Genomic DNA, 20,600 nt, shown 5'->3' with positions numbered 1-20,600 from the left:
GGTCGGGCGTCTGCGCCTGTTGCGTACCAAGGTCGTCCCCTGTGAGTGAGCGCCGGCGCGTGCTGCGCCGGTCGGACATGGAGTCCCCCGGCTTCATACGGAGGGCGGAACCACCGTGTTCAACGGAATCGCGAATTCACCGGGACCTCACAGGAAACCATGGCCTCCAACCCTCCCCCGTCGAACTCCGCTGCGAACATCACGAATATGTATCGGACATTTCACACCTCAACCTTCACACGAGGCACACACGTTGGCTAGGTTGACGCGAGGCCGCCGCCCGGCTCAGCCCCGGCGAGCCGCTCAACTGCCCTGCGGGGCGAGGAAGGAGCACGTCTTCCATGGCGCCGGAGAGCCGCGACGAGGTTCGGCAGCGGATCGACTCCCTGTACGACCAGGCGGAGAACGCCACCGGTAATTTCAATGCGACCCGGGCCATGGCCGCCCGGACACGCTCACGGGGCGTCCCGTTGGCCAAGCGGGCGAGCCGGCGCTCGGATCCGGCACTCGACGAGATCGCGCAGCAGTGGTTCGACGCGGCGCGCAACCGGCTCGGCCCGACCGTCCCCGCCGCACTGCCCGCCGACCGGCTGCCCGGCCGAACGCCCCAGCGGCCGGGCCTCCCGGCGCGCTCTCAGGACCGGAGCGGGGGCGGCGCCCTCCCGAACGGTGAACGGGCGGCCCTCGCACCGGGACCGACCGCACGGGCACCGCAGGCCTTGGAGCCGGGCACCGGCCGGGCGCCGGCCGAACTGCCTCCCGGGGGCGCGGTGGCCGAACTGCCGGGCGGGAGGGCGGTGGCCGAACTGCCGGGCGGAGGTGCGGTGGCCGAGTTGCCGACCGGAAGTGCCGTGACCGCGTTGCCTACCGGAGGCGCGATGACCGCACTGCCGGGTGGGAGTGCCGGCGGGGACTGGCCGGGTGGAAGTGCCGGGGCCGAGTGGCCCACGGCGGGCTCGACCACGGGCGGGGTGCCCGTGGTGGTGCCGGATGTCCGGAGACCGCCGAGACCTGGTGCGGAGCTGCCTCAACCCGCGGGTGGCACCCTGGACTCGACCGGCGGGATCGCTGCGGCACCGGTCGTCCTGAGCACGCCGGACCCGCTGGCGACCGGTATTGCGGCGGCCCTGCTGGGCTCCGGAGAGCGGGGAGCGGCCACCGGCGTTCCCGCCGAGACCGCCCTTCTCCCGGCCCCCGCCATGTCCGGCCCGGCCCCCGCCATGCCCGGCCCCCAGGCAGACCCGGTCCGGAAACCCAGGACGCTGCCCGGAACCGCCGCGCCCGGCCGCCTCTCCCCCGCCGTCGCCAAGTCGGCCAACCGGGACAAGCTCGCCACCGCCGGTGACCTGCTCACCCGCCTCACGACCCGACCGACCCCACCGGCCCCACCAGCCCCACCGGCAGCGTCCGTTCAGTCGATGCCGGCACCGGCCACCGACTTCCCGCCCGCCGCCGCGGCCTCGGTAATCGACACGGGCGCCATCCCCTATGCGGCGATTTCCGCGCCCACGACCGACACGGGCACCTTCTCGGCTCTCCCCACACCGGTCACCGACACCGGCGCCTTCGCCTACACCGCACCCTCGGCACCGGTCACCGACACCGGCGCCTCCCCTTACGCAGCTCCGCAACCCGCCGCCGACACAGGCGCGTTCGCCTACACGGTGCCCGCGGCACCCGTCACGGACACGGGGTCCTTCGCCTACACCGCACCCCCGCGACCCGCCCTCGACGCGGCCGTCGCGTATCCCATCACCCCCGGAACGCCCCCGGCTCCGGACCCGATGGCCTCCCTGACCGGTGTCCCGGTGCCGGAGTCACCCCGTGCGCTGCGTGCCGCGAAGGCGATCGCGTTCGCTCGGGCGCAGGTCGGGAAGCCGTGTGTGTGGGGTGCGATGGGGCCGGGCTCGTACGACTGCTCCAGCCTCACCCAGGCCGCGTGGAAGGCCGCGGGGGTCATGTTGCCGCGCGCCGCGCACGAGCAGGCGCTGGCCGGCTCCCCGGTCACGACGGCCGGGATCGAACCAGGCGATCTCGTCCTCTTCTTCGACGACGACCGGCATGTGGGACTCCACGTCGGCGGCGGCATGATGGTGCACGCTCCGGGCCCCGGGGCGATCATCCGGGAGGAGTCGATCTACGGTGCCGGGGAGGCGGCGATCCACCGGATCGTCCGACCGGCCTGACCGGGGTGGGGTCGGCGACGGCGCCGGTGGGCTGTTGCCGACGCGGAAGCGGATGCCGAGGGGCGCACCGCAGTCCTGGCTGAGGCCGAAGGCCGGACCCGGCAGTCGCGCTTCGGCAGCCGTCGCACCAGAGGGCTCCCGACGAAGCCGCTGCCCCCGTCAGCCGCGACGGTCACGCCGGGGGCGACCGCCTCCGGCGCCTCCGGCCCTCCGCGTCGCCGCGTGTCCGTATCCGCGCCACCGGCGTCTCCGCATCTCCGAGTCTCCGCGTCCCCCGCGTCCACCCCGCTCCCGCCCCGCCCCCGGGTCACCGACCGCATCCGACCTCCCGGGGTCATAAGCAACCCCTGGCAAAGCCATAAGGCCCGCTTATGAGGTCATAGACCGGACCCCCGTACCTACTTAGGTCTGCCTTAGTTTAGGCTTTCTGATCAAGTCGCCCATTCACGTTCGACCCATTCACGTTCGAAGGGAACCTGATCATGCCGCGCCCCCTGCGGGTAGCCATCGTCGGAGCCGGCCCCGCCGGGATCTACGCCGCCGACGCCCTGCTCAAGTCCGAGGTGGCCGCCGACCCCGGTGTGTCCATCGACCTCTTCGAGCGGATGCCCGCCCCGTTCGGCCTGATCCGGTACGGCGTCGCGCCCGACCATCCGCGCATCAAGGGCATCATCACCGCCCTGCATCAGGTGCTCGACAAGCCCCAGATCCGCCTGTTCGGCAACGTCGACTACCCGACGGACCTCGGCCTGGACGACCTCCGTGCGTTCTACGACGCGGTGATCTTCTCCACCGGCGCGATGGCCGACCGCGAGCTGTCCATACCCGGCATCGACCTGGACGGCTCCTACGGCGCCGCCGACTTCGTCTCCTGGTACGACGGCCACCCGGACGTGCCGCGCACCTGGCCGCTGCAGGCCGAGAAGGTCGCCGTGCTCGGTGTCGGCAACGTGGCCCTGGACGTGGCCCGCATCCTCGCCAAGACCGCCGACGAACTGCTGCCGACCGAGATCCCGCCGAACGTCTACGACGGTCTGAAGGCCAACAAGGCCGTGGAGATCCACGTCTTCGGCCGCCGTGGCCCGGCGCAGGCGAAGTTCAGCCCGATGGAGCTGCGCGAGCTGGACCACTCCCCGAACATCGAGGTCATCGTCGATCCCGAGGACATCGACTACGACGAGGGCTCGATCGAGACCCGGCGCGGCAACAAGCAGGCCGACATGGTCGCCAAGACGCTGGAGAACTGGGCGATCCGGGACACCGGCAACCGCCCGCACAAGCTGTTCCTGCACTTCTTCGAGTCGCCCACTGAGATCCTCGGCGAGGACGGCAAGGTCGTCGGCCTGCGCACCGAGCGCACCGCGCTGGACGGCACCGGCAACGTCAAGGGCACCGGTGAGTTCAAGGACTGGGACGTCACCGCGGTCTACCGCGCCGTCGGCTACCTGTCCGAGAAGCTGCCCAAGCTGCCCTGGGACATCGAGTCCGGCACCGTCCCGGACGAGGGCGGCCGGGTGATCGAGGAGGGCGGCGAGCACCTCCGGTCCACCTATGTCACCGGCTGGATCCGGCGCGGGCCCGTCGGTCTGATCGGCCACACCAAGGGCGACGCCAACGAGACCGTCGCCAACCTGCTGGACGACTACGCAAGTGGCCGGCTCCACACGCCGTCCGCGCCCGAGCCCGAGGCCGTGGACGCCTTCCTCGCCGAGCGGAACATCCGCTTCACCACCTGGGAGGGCTGGTACGAGCTGGACGCCGCCGAGCGTGCCCTGGGCGAGCCGCAGGGCCGCGAGCGCGTGAAGATCGTCGAGCGTGAGGACATGCTGCGGGAGAGCGGGGCGTAAGCTCCGGGCTCCCCTCGGGCCCCGGGGGGCCGGCGCCGGTGCGCCGGCCCCCTATTTTTTCCATTCAGCTCTTTTCCGTTCAGCAGCCCGCCGTCCGCGCGAACAGCTCGTGCAACGGCACCGGTGCCAGCAGCCGGGTGAAGGGGCCGTACAGGTCCTTGCCCGACCGGACGGCGCCGTGCGTGCTCAGCTTGCCGCTCTCCACGGGCAGATGGGGCGCCTCCAGGGGCTCCCAAGTGTCGTCGGCGAAGGCCGTGCGCCCGGCCCGGGCCCGCCGTCCGGTCTGCACCGCCCCGGCCGCCACCAGCTCCGCCTGCGCCGCCTTGTGCCGGGCGGCCGTCCAGCCGTTCCAGCGGCGGACGTTGCGGTCCGTGGGCCGGGCGAGCGCACCCAGCTGGAGGTGGAGCGCGGCGGCGTCCGCACCCACACCGAGCCGCCGCGCCACCTCGGCGACCAGGCCGGGGACGCTGAGCGCCGGATTCGCCTCGTAGCCGCCCACGGGCACGGGGGTGTCGGTCGCCCGGTCCGCCATCCGGGCCAGACCGTCGAACAGCGCCCGGGTCCGCGCGACCTCCTGCCGGAGCCCGCGCAGGTCCAGCCGGTCGCACAGGTCCAGCGCCCGCGCCACGCGCTCCGGGTCCGCGAGGGCGGCCGTGCGCAGGAAGACGTCCCCGCCGGGGACCGCGACGACGAACGTCCCGTCGTCCAGCGCCGTCGGCGCCTGCGTGACGCTCTCCAGGAGCGGCTGCGGGCAGGGGAGCACCGTGCCCGGGTACGGACGGAAGGCCGGGTCCTCGGCGGCGTGGTGGGCCAGGGTCTGGTTCCCGACCAGCTCGACCAGCGTGTCGGGGGCGGTGACCCAGGCCCGCAGCCACTCGTGCAGTCTCAGCGCCCCGTCGGCCGCGGGGTCGCCGACCGGCCGCTCGGTCAGGGCCCAGGCGATCACGGACATCGTCGAGGTGTGCGGCGCACGGTCGCGGCGTATCCACTCCCCGGCCGTGCCGTCCGGCTCGGCCTCGTGCAGGTGGAGCCGCCCGGTGCGGCTGCCGACCAGGACGGATCCGCCCGGTTCGGCCGGGGGGCGGCCGGCGGGCAGCGCCCGGGCCCAGTCGGCGGGCAGGCCCAGCTCCGTCTCCAGGGCGTCCGCCAGCTCCTCGTCGACGTAGGGCCGCGTGCCGAGCAGGTCGGCCCAGACGGCCGCCATGCGTTCGGCGGCGCGCACCGGGCCGTCCGGCGTCCACAGGTCGGCCGGGTCCTCCGGAAGACCGGCGGCGAGCAGCGCGCGCCGGCCGTGCGGGCCGAGCCGGTGCCAGAAGCCGTCGTACTCCGTCGCGGTGGTCTTGTTCGCCTTGTAGGGCTTGGAACGCAGCAGTCTGGCGTGCTCGTCGTGTCCCGCGCGGCGCGGAAGGCCGCCGAGGGCGAGGGTGGCGACGGGGCGTCGCACTCCGGTGCGCCAGGAGAAGACGGCGAGGGCCTCCGGGGTCAGCGGGACGGGTCCGTGGCGTTCGGCCATGTCCAGGAGGCGGGTGAGGCGTGCGCCGTCGTCCCGGGTGATCGTGACGGTCTGTTCCTCCTCGGTGCGGGCGGGGGCGGGGGCGGCGGCCGGCTGCACGAAGCGGGCGAGTTTGCCGCGGGCGGGGCCCACCGCCGTGTCCGGTGCGGCGGTCACTTCCTCCTGCGGTGCCCGGCCGGTGCGCCAGGTGCCACCGGGCTCGGCGAAGGGCTGCCGGCTCCAGGTCCGCAGCAGGCCGTTCAGGGCGGTGCGGTAGTCCTCGGGCGTGGTCTCGACGGCGGCCCGCCAGGCGACGGCGTCGATGCCGCCGAGCAGGGCCTGCCATTCGGCGGGACGCGCGGGAGGGGCCAGGCTGCGGGTCTCGTCGTCGATCTCACCGCGCAGGAAACGGCCGTCGGCGGCCACGGCCGTGAGCGTGCCGGCGTGCCGCTCGGGTGTGTGGGCCTCGTAGGCGTGCAGATCGGGCAGCAGGCCGGACAGGGCGGGGACGAGGATGGTGTCGGGGACGTCGGCGGGGAGGTCCACCACCGGGCCGGAACGCATGATGCCGACGCGGTGGGACAGTTCCTCACGGCGGCGCAGGACGTCGGCCGCGAGCCGGGCCGCGCGCGCCACTCCGTCCCGGACACGCACGTCGCCGGCCTCGGGCAGCAGGCGGACGATCTGGTCGCGCAGCTCGTCGTCGTCGCGGGTGGCGAGGGCGGCGTCCAGGAGCGCGCGCACAGTGGGGCCGGAGACGGTGCGCAGCGCCTTGGAGGCCCGTTCGTCGCGCGGGGTGAGGAAGTGCCAGAACGCGGGCGGCGGCACGGGTCCGGCCGCTTCGCCGAGGGTGGGCGGATGGTCGCGGTCGCGCCCCGAGGGCGGGACGAAGCCGTGGACCTGCCAGAGCAGCGAGTTGTCGGCGGCGGCGTGGCAGCGGACGGTCGCCTCGCCGACGGTCACGGCGTCCTCACCGCCCGCCGGGAGGCCGACGACGCCCCAGGGGTGGCGGCCGAAGCGGCGACTGCGGTACCGGGCGGTGCGGCCGTCGACCGACTCCAGCAGGAACTCGGTGGGCGAGGGGCCCTGGTAGGGCGTGCGGTTGAGGACCCGGCAGCCGACGAGCCGGCCGTCCTGGCCGAGCGGGGAGGCCGGGGCGTCCTCGGGGAGCACCGCGAGGTACTGGCCGCCTTCGAACTCCTCCATGCCCGGTGGCAGTTCCCGGTCACGGTGGAAGTCCGGAAGGGCGCGGTCGGCCGCGGGGGCACCGGTGACGGGGTCGTACGGCGTCCAGTTGCCTTGGGTGTGGAACACCGCGGCGCCGTAGAAGCGCCGGCCGTCGCTCATCTGGAACTCGTGGCGACCGATGCCCTCGCGCCCGCCCGGCCGCAGCACCCGCTCCCCGTCGAACCGGCCGCCGCGGTCCGGGGTCTCGAACTGGTACCCGAACCCGCCGCGGATCAGTCCGCCGTACGGTCGGAGGCCGAACCGGTCCTCCGGTGCGAACACGTCCTGCGGCCGGTCGGTCCAGTACGCCTGGTCACCGGGAGAGTGACGGTCACCGGTGCGCCAGCTGACGAGGAACTGCCCGCCGACGTAGTGGACGGAGTGCGAGAGCGATCCCTCCGGCACCCGGAAGGTACAGGTCGCACGGGTGCCCGTGGGGTCGACGGCGACGGCGCGGTCGCCGCCGAAGACCGTGAGGACCGGCCAGGTGCAGGTGACGCGCAGGGTGTCGGCCGGGTCGAAGCCGGCGAGGGCCGCGTCCAGCGCGGGCCAGCCCAGCTCCTCGGGCAGCCCGGCGTGCAGCGCGCGGGCCAGCGGGCCGGTGAGGTCCAGCGCGGCCAGCGCCTCCTCGATGCCGTCCAGGGCGATGGCGGTGGGCCGGTCGAGGAGGCCGGCCAGTTCGGTGACCGCTTCGTCGGCCGCGGCGAGCCCGCCGCCCCGCAGCTCGCCGAGCAGGCCCTCGATGCGGGAGTGCACCTCGGCGGCGATGCCGGCGTTCTCCGGGAGGCGGGTGATCGCGCTGCCGGCGCCGCCCAGCCCTTCGTGCACGGTGCCTTCCAGACGGCGGCCGAACACCGGATGGGCGGCCAGGGCCCTCAGATCGCGGCGCGACCGGTCGTCCCAGAACGTCAGCGCCACGGCGTCGCCCGGGTCCTCGACGGCGATGCCCTCGGCGAGGCAGGCGTCCAGGAGGTCGGCGTCCAGGGCCGGCCACCGGTACTTGTCCTCGTGGATCACCACGGGTGTGCCGGCGGCACGCAGCCGGGGGGCGAACCGGGAGACGATCTCGAAGAGTTCGGCGGGCATGGGCTGGCGCGCGACGCCGCCGTACGCCACCCGCTGATGCCGGTACGTGCGGGTGTACCGGCACAGCCAGCCGCCCAGGCCGCCCTCCGGTTCGAGGTGCCCGGACGCCGCCGCGTCCACGATGCCGCCGCGCAGCAGCAGCCGCAGCCAGGCCGCAGCGTCCTTGCGGGAGTCGGGGAACAGGTCGAGCAACGCGGCCTGCAGCCCGGGTCCTTGCGGATGGTCGCCCAGCGGCCCGGCGGCGGCCTCCAGCAGGGCGTCCGGGACCGCCTTGCCCCGTGCGGCGCCGAGGACGTGTCCCAGGATCCGGGCGTCCTCGTCGGTGCCGAGGCCGGCGGCCCGCGCGGACGCCGCGATCCGGCGGGCGAGGTCCGCGGGGAGTTCCCCGGGAGAGGCCGCCCACGCGGTGAGCACGCGCGCGTACTCCTCATGCGCCTCGGCGGGCGGCAACTGCCCGGCCAGCCAGCGCTGGTGCTCGCTCAGCTCCTTCACCGGCAGGGCGCCGTGCGCCGCGAAGAGCCGCGCGTCGGCCCGCCGCCAGTCCGGGTCGACGGGCAGCGCGTGCTCCTGCTCCGCTTTGCGGGCCAGGGTGTAGGCCTTGGCCGCGGCACCGCCGGGATAGCCCAGCAGCCGGTGCGCCACCGTGTCCCAGAACCAGGGCAGATGGGCGGGCGGCAGCCCTCTCGCCGACCGCCGCAGCCGCTCCAGGCAGCGCCCCATCCGGGGGTACGCGGACGACACGGCCGTCGCCACCTCGTCGAGCAGGGCGACGGCGGCGCTCTCGGCGGCCGGGTCGTGCGCCGCGACCCAGAGCGCGTAGGTCGTGGACCGGTGGGGTTCCGTGGGCAGCAGGTCGTGAGTGAGCATGCGGCGATCTTGACATGTGGGTCCGACACCCGTTCGGGGCCTGTGGACAACCGCCGCCGGCTCCGGCCCGGTCCTGTGGACGATCGGGGCCGCGTCCGGGGCGGCGTCGTGAAAACCCTCAACCGGCTCCGGGATCAGCCCTGTTAGGGTCCTGCGGTGTTCGTCCCGCACCGAGCGCCGGCTCCGGGGACGTGCAGCCAGGTCCTCGGGCGGCGAGCGGGCGCAGGGCGGCGCGGTCGCGGGTCTCCGGCAGCGTGGTCAGCGAAGCCTCCCGCGCCTCCGGGCGGAGTGAGGGGCGCCAGGCCGCAACGGGTCATGGCCCTCGTCGCCACGCGTCCAGGAGATATCGACTGTCCATATATCTTGATATCCCGCACGGAGCGAACAGAGCGAAGCGTACATGCATCGCAAAACCTGACATATCACGCAAAGAAGCTGTCAGGTGTGTCACGCGTCCCGCGTGCGTCGGACGCGCTTCTTGCGGAAGCGGACGGTCCCTGACGACGCGGGCCTCCGCGGGGGCGGGTGATCCGCACGGGAACAGGGCCCGCCCCTGAGCGGATGGGCGGGCGGGCCCCGTTCACCGGACCAGTGTGGATGCCGTGCCCCGCGGCCGGGCATGAGTGAACCGCGGTCGCCTGACGCGCACCGCGCACCTCCCGGGCGTACGCCGCACACCCCGTGCGCGGGCCGCGCACCCGGGCGACGCGCGGGGCCGGGCCCCCGGCCGCCGTGTCGCCCGCCGAGCGGTGATACTGGGAAGCTCACCCGCCCCCATCAGCAGATTGGCTCATGTCGAACTCCGCCACCGACCACGCCACCGTCCCTCAGACCCTCTGGGCGGCCCGGGGCCGCCACTCCGGCCCCGGGCCCGAGGACGTCGTCCGCCGCACCCTGCGCCGCCGCCGGGAGAGCGGGGACATCGACGACTTCGCCGAGCCGCCCGTCGCCGAGGACCCCGGCCGGCGGGTCTTCGAGGCCCGTTGGCGGGCCGGCGGCACGGTGACCGTGCGCGCCCGGCTCACCCTCGTACCGCACCAGAGCCGGCCGCAGCACCACGACTGGCGGCTGGTCGCGGAGGCGGAGCGCCCGTGGGACGACGCCTGGCCCTCGCCCGCGACCCTGTTCTGGCCCGACGGCGGCTCGGACACGGGTGACGACGGTTCCTGGGACCACCACCCCACGGTCGCCGGTCTGCGCTTCCGGCAGGTCAACGCGCTGCCCGAGGACGACAAGGAGATGCGCCGACGGCTGCGGGACGCGGCCCGGGAGGCGTGGTGCGTCCATGTCGTGGTGCACGAGGCGATGACGCCGGACGAGCAGGGCCGGCTGCCACTGACGCGGCTGCTGCCGCCCGGGCTGCGGCACCGCGTGGTCGAGCACCGGGCCGCCCCGCAGCAGCTGCGCGGTGTCAACTGGGCGCTGAAGGACCTCGGCGTCGAGGTGCCGCGCGGCGGCGCGGTGCTGCTGCCGCCGGATCCGGCGCCGGACGGCTACGACAGCCGGGAGCACGGGGTACGCAACGTCTTCCTGGACGGCACGGAGCCCGCCGAACTCGTCGCGGCCCTGCGGCGCTTCGTCGCCCTGCCCCGGCCGCTGCCGCGGGACGCCGAGGAGGCACTGACGGACCTGCGCGAGAACTGGACCCTGATGACCCTTCAGGAGGAGCTGGAGCGCGAGCGGCGGCTGGTCGCCATGTACGTCGACGCGCTGGAGGCGATGACGAAGTCCCGGGATCTGTACAAGCAGGCCGCCGAGCAGGCGCTGGAGGCTCTCGCCGCGTACCGAGAGGTGCCCCCGCCGGGTCTGCCGCAGCAACGGCCGGGTACCCGGACACCGGGCGCGCTGCAGCAGCTGACGCGGACGTTCGAACGGCTGAAGCTCACGGCCAAGGGCCGTCAGCAGCCGCAGCCGCCCGCGGACGCCTCGTCGAACGGCACACCGGTCGGCCCGGTCCGGGAGGACGACGGCACGGCCGCCGACCGCGCCCCGGACGACCGGCCGTCGTAGCCTTCGGACCCGGACAAGGAGCCAGGATGGACACGACCACGACCCTGCTGGTGATCGGGGCCGTTGCCGCGGCGGCCCTGCTGGCCGTCGCCGTCGGTCTGCTGGTACGGCTGGTGCGGGCCCGGCGGACGCTGCGGCGGGCGGGGCTGCCGACGGGGCCGCGGTGGGTGTTCTGGGGCGCGGTCGCGTATCTGCTGCTGCCCACCGATCTGCTGCCCGATCCGGTCTACCTGGACGACATCGGCGTCCTGCTCCTCGCCCTGCGCAGCCTGCGCGCGGCCCGGCCGCTGCCGCGGGGCACGAGCGGGATCTGACCCGGCTGCGGCATGCCGCACCGTGGTGGGGTGCGGGCCCTGTTCACCGGCGTACCGGATGTCCCGACGGTCCCGGGGGTGGCCGTCGGCGTCGACGTGCCGCGCGTGCCCCCCTGGCCGGCCGGGCGTCCCGGCGCGGCGCCGAGCGGATCGTCCTCGTCCGAACGCGGCAGCAGATCCTCACGTGAAGCCCCGTCATCCCGATCGACCGGCCTGCCGGGAGGGCCGGAGTCCGAGGCCGTGCTCGCTCAACCGCCGCCGCGCGGGGCCCTGCCCGCCGTCAGGGCGGTGAGCAGGACCGCCAGTGCGCCGAGGGACGCCGTCGCGGCCACCGGGCCGGCCAGCCAGGGCGGGGCCAGGGTCGCCGCCGCCAGCCGGGCCGGGTCCGGCAGACCGAACCGTCCGCCGAGCACCGGTGCCGCGGCGAGCACCGCCGTGGCACCGACGGACGCCGTCGCCGCGACGAGCCGGAGCAGGGCCGCCCGCGCGGTCAGAGCGAGCGCCAGCAGTCCGCACACCGCCGAGGTGAGCAGGGTGGTCCCGAGGGTGCCGTGGGACAGCCCGGTCCAGTAGCGCGGCATGTGCGCCGCCCCGCACAGGAGCACGAGCAGGGCGGCAGCCCGGGCGGCCCACACGCACGCCGCCGGTGCCCGGCCGTCCCCGGCCCGCTCCCGGGCCGCTCGCTGCTTCTTCGCCGGCCGTTCACCGGCGGGCCGGGCCTGCGAGTCCTGCGGGTTCTGCGGGTTCTGCGGGTTCTGCGGGTCCCGCGCGACGGCCGGGGCCACGACGGCGGGCACGGGCACGCCGGGCACACGCACGACGTCCACGGGCAGGGCGTCCACGGGCAGGGCGTCGGCGGGCAGGGCGTCGGCGGGCGCGGGAGGACCCATCGGCTCGGACGGCGGGTGCTCGGGCGCCTTCGGGTCGGCGGCCAGCAGGCCGATCAGCTCGGCCAGCTCCTCGACGGGCCGGTGGACGGCCGCCGCCCGGACGGCCTCCTCCCCGCAGTGGCGCTCCACCGGCGTCCGGTGCAGCAGCCGCACCAGCCGGGAGACGTCCTCCAGGGGGCGGCGCTCGGCGGCGGCGCGGATCGCCTCGTCGGCGCTGTCGGTCCCCCGGGGCGACGCCGTCAGCAGGGCCACGAGACGGCTGACGTCCTCCACGGACCGGTCGACCGCGGCCGCGCGCAGCGCGGCGGCCGTCGCCCGGGCATGCTCGGGCGAGCTTTCCAGCAGCGTGATGAGCCGGACGACGTCCTCCAGCGGACGATCGGCGACGGCCGCGTGGACCAGGCCCTGCAAGGGGTCGCCGTACGGGCCGTCGTGCCCCTGGTCGTCCCCGTCCCCCTGGTCGTCCTCCTGGGCCTCGTCCACGCGCTCACCGTGCGGGCCGTCGAGCGCGCGGCAGTCGTCCGGTCCGTCGTCGGCACGGTTGCCGGGCGGTCCGTCGTCGGCACGGTCCCCGGGCGGTCCGTCGTCCACCCGGTCGCCGCGCGGGCCCTCGTCCGCCCGGCCGTCGTGCGGGGCGTCGTCCGTGCGGCGGTGGGGGTCGGGAAGCTCCTCCGTCAGGCGTGCGGGCAGCATCAGGACCTTGGGGGCCGGGGTGGGGAGGCCGATGGCTGCCGGTGCCGGAGGTATCAGCGAGTCGTCGGGACGGGGTGACGAAGAGCGGCTGGTCATCTCGGCTCCAGGAGAAGGGGGCGACCGCGCCGACGCCCCCGTGTGCGGACGCGTCATGACGCAGTCCATTACTAGGAGCGGCTCCTGGCCCCCGCCACTCGGGCGGGGCACTGGTGTGAGCCGCCTTTCCTCCCTCCCCCCTTCCCCGCCTCCGCCCAGGTGCGTTCCGCGCGCGTCGTAGCGCATTCTTGCTGTGTCATCCACCGGAGGCGCACGGGACGAGGTAGGGCCGATGGCTGGGAGCGACGAGCAGGCGGTCCGCACGCGGGCCCGGCTGACCGCGCTGCTGGCCGATGCCTCGACCGGCGCGCTCGGCGCGGCCGGCGGCCGGGTGGCCGGCGTCTATCTGCGGTCCGGCACCCCCGGCCTGCTGCGCCTCTCGGTGCTCGCCGGGCTCCCCGGACCGCTGTTCAAGCCCTGGTGGCGGCTGCACATCGACCGTCCCTTCCCCGTGGCGGACGCCTACCGGCTCGGCGTCCAGGTGGTCCTCCCGAACGCCACGGAGACCATGCGCCGCTATCCGCAGTTCGCGGCCGGCCTGCCCTTCCCGTTCGGGTCGGTGCACGTACCGGTGCCGGGCGGGGCCGAGCCGCTCGGGGTGCTCACGGTGCTCCGCCCGACCATGACGGACGCCGAGGAGGAACTCGACCGGGAACTGCTCGCCCGGCTGGCCGAGGGCCTGGGTGCCGAACTGCTCGGGCTGGCCGACGGGGACGAGAGCGCGGTCCGCTGGGACGGGGAGCCGATGTGCGTACGCCCGCCCGCGAGCCGGTCCGCGCAGGTTGCCGTGGGACGGTTCAGCTGGGATCCGGTGACCTCCGCGGTGGCCGCGGACGACCGGCTGCACGCCCTCCTCGGCCTGGGCCCCGGGCCGGTGGGGACGGCGGCGGCGCTGGCGGACGCCGTGGCACCGGACGACGCGCACCGGATACTGGCCGCGCTGCGCGACGCGGCCGCCGGGAAACCGCCGAGCACGCCGCTGAGTCTGCGGGCCAGGGACGGCACGCCCCGGCTGCTGCACCTGTGGCCGGCAGACGCGAACGGCGTCGGGCCGGCGGTCGGCGGGGTGGTCCTCGACCCCGGTTCCGCCACCGCCGCGGAGGGCGCGGCCGACCTGCTGCCGCAGGGCGTGTTCTGTCTGGACCGGCTGGGGACGATCGTGTACGCCAACCCCGCGGCGGCCCGGCTCACGGGCCGGGAGCGCGAGGGGCTGCTCGGGTGTGCGCTGTGGGACGCGATGCCCTGGCTGACCGGGCCGCCGTACGACGACCATCTGCGCGGCGCCCTGCTCTCCCCGGACCCGGTGCACTTCCACGCGCGCCGGCCGGCCCGCGCCCGGGACGGGCCCGGCGAGGGCGACTGGCTGGCCGTGTCGGTGCATCCGGGCCAGGACCTGCTGACCTGCACGCTGGTTCCGGCCAGCAGGATGGACCCCGAGGCGGGGCCGGCCCCCGCGGCACACGTCCCGGAGGACACCGCGGCGGGCGACCACACGATGGCTCCGCTGTACCGGCCGATCGCGCTGGCCATCGCGCTGACGGACGCGGTGACCGCCCGGCAGGTGTCGGAGGTGGTCATGCAGGAGCTGCTGCCCGCGTTCGGCGGCCGGCGGCTCGCCATCTACCTGCTCCAGGAGTGGCATCTCTACCTGGCCTGGGAGACCGGGTTCCCGCAGGGCTTCCTCGCCCCGTTCGACGGCGTCGGTCTCGACGCGCGCATTCCGGGCGTGGAGACCCTGACGACCGGCCGGCCGCTGTTCTTCGAGTCCATGCAGCAGCTGGGGGCCGCCTATCCGGGTCTCGCGCTCGACGCGGACGTGGGGGCCCGTGCCTTCCTGCCGCTGATCGCCTCGGGCCGTCCGGTGGGCTCCTGCATCCTCGGCTTCGACCGTCCGCGCGGCTTCAGCACGGAGGAGCGCACGGTCCTCACCGCGCTCGCCGGGCTGATCGCGCACGCGATGGAACGGGCGCGCCGCTACGACAGCGAGGCCGCCCTCGCGCGCGGGCTGCAGCAGGCCCTGCTGCCGCGCCGGCTGTCGACACATCCGCGAGTGGAGACCGCGGGCCGGTATCTGCCGGGCACCCAGGGCATGGACGTGGGAGGCGACTGGTACGACGTGGTCGAGGCCGGGGACGGGCTCGCGCTGGTCATCGGCGATGTGCAGGGGCACGGGGTGCAGGCGGCGGCCACCATGGGCCAGCTGCGCAGCGCCGTCCGGGCGTTCGCACTGGGCGACCGGCCGCCGGACGAGGTGCTGAGCGGTACCAACCATCTGCTGATCGATCTGGACCCGGGCCAGTTCGCCAGCTGCTGCTATCTGCGTCTGGACCCGGCGGACGGGCGGGTCCGGATCGCCCGGGCGGGCCACCCGCCGCCGCTGCTGCGCTGCGCCGACGGCCGTACCCGGGTGCTGCACGTGCCGGGCGGTGTCGTCCTCGGGGTGGATCCGCACGCCCGGTACCCGGTGACCGAGCTGCTGCTGGAGCCGGACGCGATCCTCGCCCTGTACACCGACGGCCTGGTGGAGCGGCCGGGCGCCGACATCGACGAGGGGATCGCGGCGCTGCGGCTGGCGCTCGCGAAGGCCGGTGCCGCCGTCGGCCGGCGTGGCCGGCGGTCCCTGGCGGCTGTCGCCGACCGGCTCACCGCCACCGCACGGCACGCCATCGACCGCCCCGACGACATGGCTCTCCTGCTGGCCGCCCGCCGCGCGGCACCCTCGCGCGACCGATGGCCGAACCGCCCGGCGGGCCGCGCGGCACCCCCGTACGGCCGCTGACCGAACCGGCCCCGCTGCCCTGCGCCGGACAGCCGGTCACCGGACCGGACCGCCGTCCGCCCCCGGACAGCCGGACACCGGACCGGACCGCCGTCCGCCCCCGGACAGCCGGTCACCGAACCGGCCGACCACCCGGCGCCCCCGTACCGTGACTGCCCGACACGTGCCGCCCGGGCCGCGCCGGGGAGGGGTGCCGTACGGTCGGCGGTCGCCACCTCGGGTGACGGTCTCGCCCTACGGCGCGGAGCAGTGTAGACATGGGCACATGGTGCGACTGCCCGGCCGGTCCGTGACGCGGCCGTCCCGATCTTTCGGGCGCCCGCGCGCACCGTACAGACCGCCGCGGGAGGCAGCGGGCACCGGCGGCGGCCGACCCGGCGTGCTCCGGTCGGCGGTGACCGGGCGCAGCGTGGCCGGTCAGGTGTTCGTCCTGCAAGTGGTGATCGTGCTGCTGCTGGTCGTCTCGGCGGTGGTGGCCCAGGTCCTCCAGGTACGGCACGACAGCGACGTGGAGGCGACCAACCGTTCTCTCGCCGTGGCCGAGACGTTCGCCAACGCGCCCGGCACGGCCGCGGCCCTGCGCTCCCCCGACCCGACGGCCGTGCTGCAGCCGCGCGCCGAGGCCGCCCGCAAGGCGACCGGCGTGGACTTCCTCGTCGTGATGAGCACCGAAGGCATCCGCTACACGCACCCCAACAGGGACCGCATCGGCAAGAAATTCGTCGGCGACATCGGCCCGGCCCTGGCCGGCCACACCGTCACCGAGCACATCACCGGCACCATCGGCCCGCTGGTGCAGGTCATCGTGCCGGTGAAGGACTCGACCGGCACGGTGGTGGGCCTGGTGTCGTCCGGGATCACCACCGCGCACGTGGGCGGGGCCGCCGACCAGCAACTGCCGCTGCTGCTCGCCGCGGCGGCCGCCGCCCTCGTGCTGGCCACCGCGGGCACCGCCCTGGTCAGCAGACGGCTGCTGCGCCAGACGCACGGCCTCGGACCGTACGAGATGACCCGGATGTACGAGCACCACGACGCGGTGCTCCACGCGGTCCGGGAGGGCGTGCTGATCGTCGGCGGTGACGGACGGCTGCTGCTCGCCAACGACGAGGCCCAGCGGCTGCTCGACCTGCCCGAGAACGCCGAGCAGCGGCACGTGCTGGAGCTGGGCCTGGACGACGACACGGCGGGACTGCTGGCCTCGGGACGGGTCGCCACGGACGAGGTGCACCTGGTCAAGGACCGCCTGCTGGCGATCAACCAGCGGCCCACGGACCTGCGCGGCGGCCCCCCGGGCAGCGTCACCACGCTGCGCGACTCCACCGAGCTGCGCGCCCTGTCGGGCCGGGCGGAAGTGGCCCGGGAGCGGCTGAACATGCTGTACGACGCCGGGGTGGGCATCGGCACCAGCCTGGACGTGACCCGGACCGCGGAGGAGCTGGCCCAGCTGGCCGTGCCCCGGTTCGCGGACTTCGCCACCGTGGACCTCTTCGACCCGGTGCTGAACGGCGAGGAGCCGCGCCCGGGGACGGCGCTGCGCCGAGTGGCCTGTGCGGGCGTCCGCAAGGACGCCCCGCTGTACCCGGTCGGCGAGCGGATCCGCTTCGTGGCCACTTCGCCGCAGGCCCGCGCGCTGACCACCGGGCAGTCGGTCGTGGCGCCCGAGCTGCGCGAGGAACCCGGCTGGCGGGCACAGGACCTGGAGCGCACCGACCACGTGCTGGCGTACGGCATCCATTCGATGATCACCGTGCCGCTGCGGGCGGGCAGTCTGGTGCTGGGCGTGGCCAACTTCTGGCGGGCGGAGAAGCCGCAGCCGTTCGACGCCGAGGAGCTGGCCCTGGCGGAGGAACTGGTGGCGCGGGCGGCGGTGTCCATCGACAATGCCCGCCGGTACACCCGCGAGCACAGCATGGCGGTCACCCTCCAGCGCAGCCTGCTGCCGCGCAGCCTGCCCGAGCAGGGCGCGCTGGACCTCGCCTACCGCTATCTGCCGGCCCAGGCCGGGGTGGGCGGCGACTGGTTCGACGTGCTGCCGCTGTCCGGTGCCCGGGTGGCGCTCGTCGTCGGGGACGTCGTGGGGCACGGGCTGCACGCGGCGGCGACCATGGGGCGGCTGCGGACGGCCGTGCACAACTTCTCCTCGCTCGACCTGCCGCCGGACGAACTGCTCAGTCTGCTGGACGAGCTGGTGGGCCGGATCGACCAGGACGAGACGACGGCGGCGGGCACGGCCGTGGTGACGGGCGCGACCTGCCTGTACGCGATCTACGACCCGGTGTCGCGTCGGTGCACCCTGGCCCGGGCCGGCCATCCGCCGCCCGCCCTGGTGCGCCCGGACGGCGGCGTGGAGTTCGCGGACGTGCCCGCGGGGCCGCCGTTGGGCCTGGGCGGGCTGCCGTTCGAGACGGCGGAACTGGAGCTGGCGGAGGGCAGCCGGCTGGTGCTCTACACCGACGGTCTGGTGGAGGACCGGGAGCGGGACATCGACGAGGGGCTGGGGATGCTGCGCGACGCCCTGCTGCGGACGCCGGGCGCCTCTCCGGAGGACACCTGCCGGACCGTGCTGGACCGGCTCCCGGCCCGGCCGAGCGACGACGTGGCGCTGATCGTCGCCAGCACCCGGGGGCTGGGGCCCGACCAGGTGGCGCAGTGGCAGGTGCCGCCCGATCCGGCCGCGGTGTCCGACGTGCGGGCCTGGGTGACCCGGCAGCTGGCCGACTGGGACCTGGAGGAACTGGCGTTCACGACGGAACTGATCCTGAGCGAGCTGGTCACCAACGCCATCCGCTACGGGCGCGATCCGATCGGCGTCCGGCTGCTGCGCGACCGCACGCTGATCTGCGAGGTCTCCGACAGCAGCACCACCTCGCCGCATCTGCGGTACGCGGCCAGCACCGACGAGGGCGGCCGGGGCCTGTTCCTGGTCGCCCAGCTCGCCGAGCGCTGGGGCACCCGGTACACCCCGAACGGCAAGGTGATCTGGGCGGAGCAACCACTGCCCTGAGCGGTCCCCGCCACCCGTGAAGCCGAGAAACGTCGGACGGCGAACGCGAGCGGTGGTCTCCGGCCTGTTCTCGCGCGCGAGCACCGCGACCGCGGGTCCGTCCACCGCTCCCGGGGACGGCGCGGGCCCGGCGGACGAACGTCGCGCGGTTCACCGGCTTCGCCGTGCCCTCGGGGGCACGAGGTCGCGCGGTGACCGGGCGTCCGTGCGGTCCGCCGGGCCCGTTCCGAATTCCCGGTTCGCCCGAACCGGACGGCGCTCAGCCGCCGCCCAGCCGCGAGCGCAGCAGTTGCTTGCCCAGTTCGGCGCCCTTGCGGCTGTCGGCCTGGGCCTTGCGGAACAGGTCCACGACCTCGTCGTCCTTCTCCCGCTCGGCGTCCTGGATGTACTGCTCCAGCCGCAGGGCGTTGTTCAGGCACGCCTCGACGTACCAGATCAGGTTGTAGTCCTTGTCGCGGGTGCCGGTGACGTCGCCGGTCTCGCTGGTGCTGGTCATCCGGGGTCTCCTCCTTCTGTCGACCCTGTGTCGATCCGCTTGCGGATCCCCCGGGTACCCGTGCGACCTGCGGACACACGGTCCGATCGGGGCCGGTGCTACTCGTCGATCACCGCGCCGAAGCGGGCCGCGTGGGCGGGGCCGCCGAGGGCGGCGGCGCCGTAGGACCAGGAGCCGTCGGCGAGCAGGCCGTCGCCGCCGGCGGGCAGCAGCCACACCGCGCCGTCGCCCGCGTTCTCGCCGGGCGCCGCGGCCACCAGTTCGGCACGGCCGTCGCCGTCGGTGTCCGCGAGGCGCACCTGGGCTCCCCACGCGTCGTCGGCCTCGGCCGTCCCGGGGACGTGGGCCGTGTTCTGGTCGAAGGACTGGGCGTGGCCGCCGGTGAGTCCGGTGCGGGAGCCGCGCAGCAGCCAGACCGCGCCCGCGTCGGCGACGGTGCCGATGTCCTCGCCGGGCGCGCCGACCGCCACGTCCGCGTAGCCGTCGCCGTCCACGTCGGCGGCCGACAGGTCGGCGCCCCACGCGTCGCCGTCCTCGGCGGTGCCGGGGACGCCCGGGGAGTTCTGCGACCACCACTGGGCGGCGGTGCCGGGGCCCTGGGTGCCGGCCGGGCCGTCCACGCCGCCGTAGTAGACGCCGACCAGGCCGCCGGGCGCGTTCGCGTCGCCGGTCGCGTCGTCCGCGGCGCTGAGCTGGCCGACCACGAGGTCGTCGTAGCCGTCGCGGTTGATGTCGCCGGAGGCCGAGCCGAGGCCGCCGTGCAGGTCCCGCCGGTAGGCGAGGCCCTCGGGGCCGCCCGCGTAGTACGCCGACCAGCCCTTGGTGTAGTCGTCGTCGGGGCTGTAGCCGGAGACGACGAGGTCGGCGAAGCCGTTGCGGTCGTAGTCGCCGGTGGTGACGTAGGCGGGCTGGAGCCGGTGGCCGGTGGAGTGCGGGGCGCCGACCTGCCGCAGGACGCCCGCGTGCCAGGTGAACACGGTCAGGCCCACTTCCTGGTCGACCACCACGAGCTGGTCGGAGGCCACGTCGCCGGTGAACCGGGCGGCGGCCACCGACAGGCCGAAGCGGGCGCCGGCGGTGGGCCTGGCCGCGGTGACCGAGGCGGTCTGTTCGGCGCCGAGGCCCTTCTTCGAGCCGTACAGGACGGTGACCCGGCCGGCGTCGGCGACGCTGCCCTCGTCCTCGCCGGGCGCGCCGATCACCGCGTCGTCGTAGCCGTCGCCGTCCAGGTCGCCGGTGGCGACGGCCTGCCCGAAGTCGTCCCATGCCTCGGAGGTGCCGGGCACGCCCTTGGTGGACTGGCTGACGACCTGGACCCGCCCCTTGGGGACGGTGGTGTCGGTGCCGATGCCGTTCGGGGCGCCGTACTGGACCGTGACGTAGCCGGCGCCTTCCTTGCCGTCCACGGTGCCCTCGGGGGCCCCGGTGAGCAGGTCGGTGTAGCCGTCGCCGTTGAAGTCGCTGTTGCGGTCGGCGGCGGTGGTACCGCCGGGTACGCCCGCGAACGCGGCCGGGGCGGCGAGGATGCCCGCCGAGGCCAGCAGCAGGAAGGAAGCCGCGGCGACGGCGGCGGAGCCTGCGGTGCGACGGGTGCTTCTGTTCATGTCCCTTAC

The 20,600-nt window shown here is 75.0% G+C and carries 10 protein-coding genes; 6 read left to right on the top strand and 4 right to left on the bottom strand.

Annotated features, from left to right (window positions below; all coding sequences use genetic code 11):
* The first annotated feature begins 341 nt into the window (after positions 1 to 341).
* Together ACZ7KF_RS06775 and ACZ7KF_RS06770 are read left to right on the top strand one after the other, a co-directional pair.
* The gene (locus tag ACZ7KF_RS06775) at positions 342 to 2,186 is read left to right on the top strand and encodes an NlpC/P60 family protein (protein ID WP_471069870.1); all 1,845 of its coding nucleotides are present in this window, start codon (positions 342 to 344) and stop codon (positions 2,184 to 2,186) included.
* A 482-nt stretch (positions 2,187 to 2,668) separates the two neighbouring features.
* The gene (locus ACZ7KF_RS06770; RefSeq protein WP_471069869.1) at positions 2,669 to 4,033 is read left to right on the top strand and encodes an FAD-dependent oxidoreductase; all 1,365 of its coding nucleotides are present in this window, start codon (positions 2,669 to 2,671) and stop codon (positions 4,031 to 4,033) included.
* A 79-nt stretch (positions 4,034 to 4,112) separates the two neighbouring features.
* Here ACZ7KF_RS06770 and ACZ7KF_RS06765 read toward each other — a convergent pair whose 3' ends face one another.
* On the bottom strand, positions 4,113 to 8,705 hold the full coding sequence (locus ACZ7KF_RS06765) for a hypothetical protein (protein WP_471069868.1): 4,593 nt from the start codon (positions 8,703 to 8,705) through the stop codon (positions 4,113 to 4,115).
* Positions 8,706 to 9,497: 792 nt separating this feature from the next.
* On the opposite strand from ACZ7KF_RS06765, the gene ACZ7KF_RS06760 reads away from it, so the two are divergent.
* Both ACZ7KF_RS06760 and ACZ7KF_RS06755 read left to right on the top strand, forming a co-directional pair.
* Positions 9,498 to 10,715: a hypothetical protein gene (locus tag ACZ7KF_RS06760; RefSeq protein ID WP_471069867.1), complete on the top strand. Its 1,218-nt coding sequence runs from the start codon at positions 9,498 to 9,500 to the stop codon at positions 10,713 to 10,715.
* 26 nt (positions 10,716 to 10,741) lie between these two features.
* Positions 10,742 to 11,029 carry a DUF1232 domain-containing protein gene (locus ACZ7KF_RS06755; RefSeq protein WP_471069866.1) on the top strand — a complete coding sequence of 96 codons (288 nt, stop codon included), beginning with the start codon at positions 10,742 to 10,744 and terminating at the stop codon, positions 11,027 to 11,029.
* A gap of 248 nt (positions 11,030 to 11,277) precedes the next feature.
* On the opposite strand, the gene ACZ7KF_RS06750 is transcribed toward ACZ7KF_RS06755, so the two are convergent.
* A complete protein-coding gene (locus ACZ7KF_RS06750; protein WP_471069865.1) occupies positions 11,278 to 12,708 on the bottom strand; it encodes a hypothetical protein in 1,431 nt (476 codons plus the stop codon).
* A gap of 232 nt (positions 12,709 to 12,940) precedes the next feature.
* Here ACZ7KF_RS06750 and ACZ7KF_RS06745 point away from each other — a divergent pair, with 232 nt between their 5' ends.
* On the top strand, positions 12,941 to 15,487 hold the full coding sequence (locus ACZ7KF_RS06745) for a SpoIIE family protein phosphatase (RefSeq protein ID WP_471069864.1): 2,547 nt from the start codon (positions 12,941 to 12,943) through the stop codon (positions 15,485 to 15,487).
* A gap of 265 nt (positions 15,488 to 15,752) precedes the next feature.
* On the top strand, positions 15,753 to 18,491 hold the full coding sequence (locus tag ACZ7KF_RS06740; RefSeq protein ID WP_471069863.1) for a SpoIIE family protein phosphatase: 2,739 nt from the start codon (positions 15,753 to 15,755) through the stop codon (positions 18,489 to 18,491).
* A 259-nt stretch (positions 18,492 to 18,750) separates the two neighbouring features.
* Here ACZ7KF_RS06740 and ACZ7KF_RS06735 read toward each other — a convergent pair whose 3' ends face one another.
* Positions 18,751 to 18,987 (bottom strand): hypothetical protein, encoded by a 237-nt coding sequence (locus tag ACZ7KF_RS06735; RefSeq protein WP_471069862.1) that lies wholly within the window; start codon positions 18,985 to 18,987, stop codon positions 18,751 to 18,753.
* A 98-nt stretch (positions 18,988 to 19,085) separates the two neighbouring features.
* Positions 19,086 to 20,591 carry an esterase gene (locus tag ACZ7KF_RS06730; protein WP_471069861.1) on the bottom strand — a complete coding sequence of 502 codons (1,506 nt, stop codon included), beginning with the start codon at positions 20,589 to 20,591 and terminating at the stop codon, positions 19,086 to 19,088.
* Between the last annotated feature and the right edge of the window lie 9 nt (positions 20,592 to 20,600).

The organism is Streptomyces sp. NPDC038200 (assembly GCF_055600785.1).
Note: the sequence above shows the minus strand (reverse complement) of the source record. Positions and strands in the feature narration are given on the sequence as shown.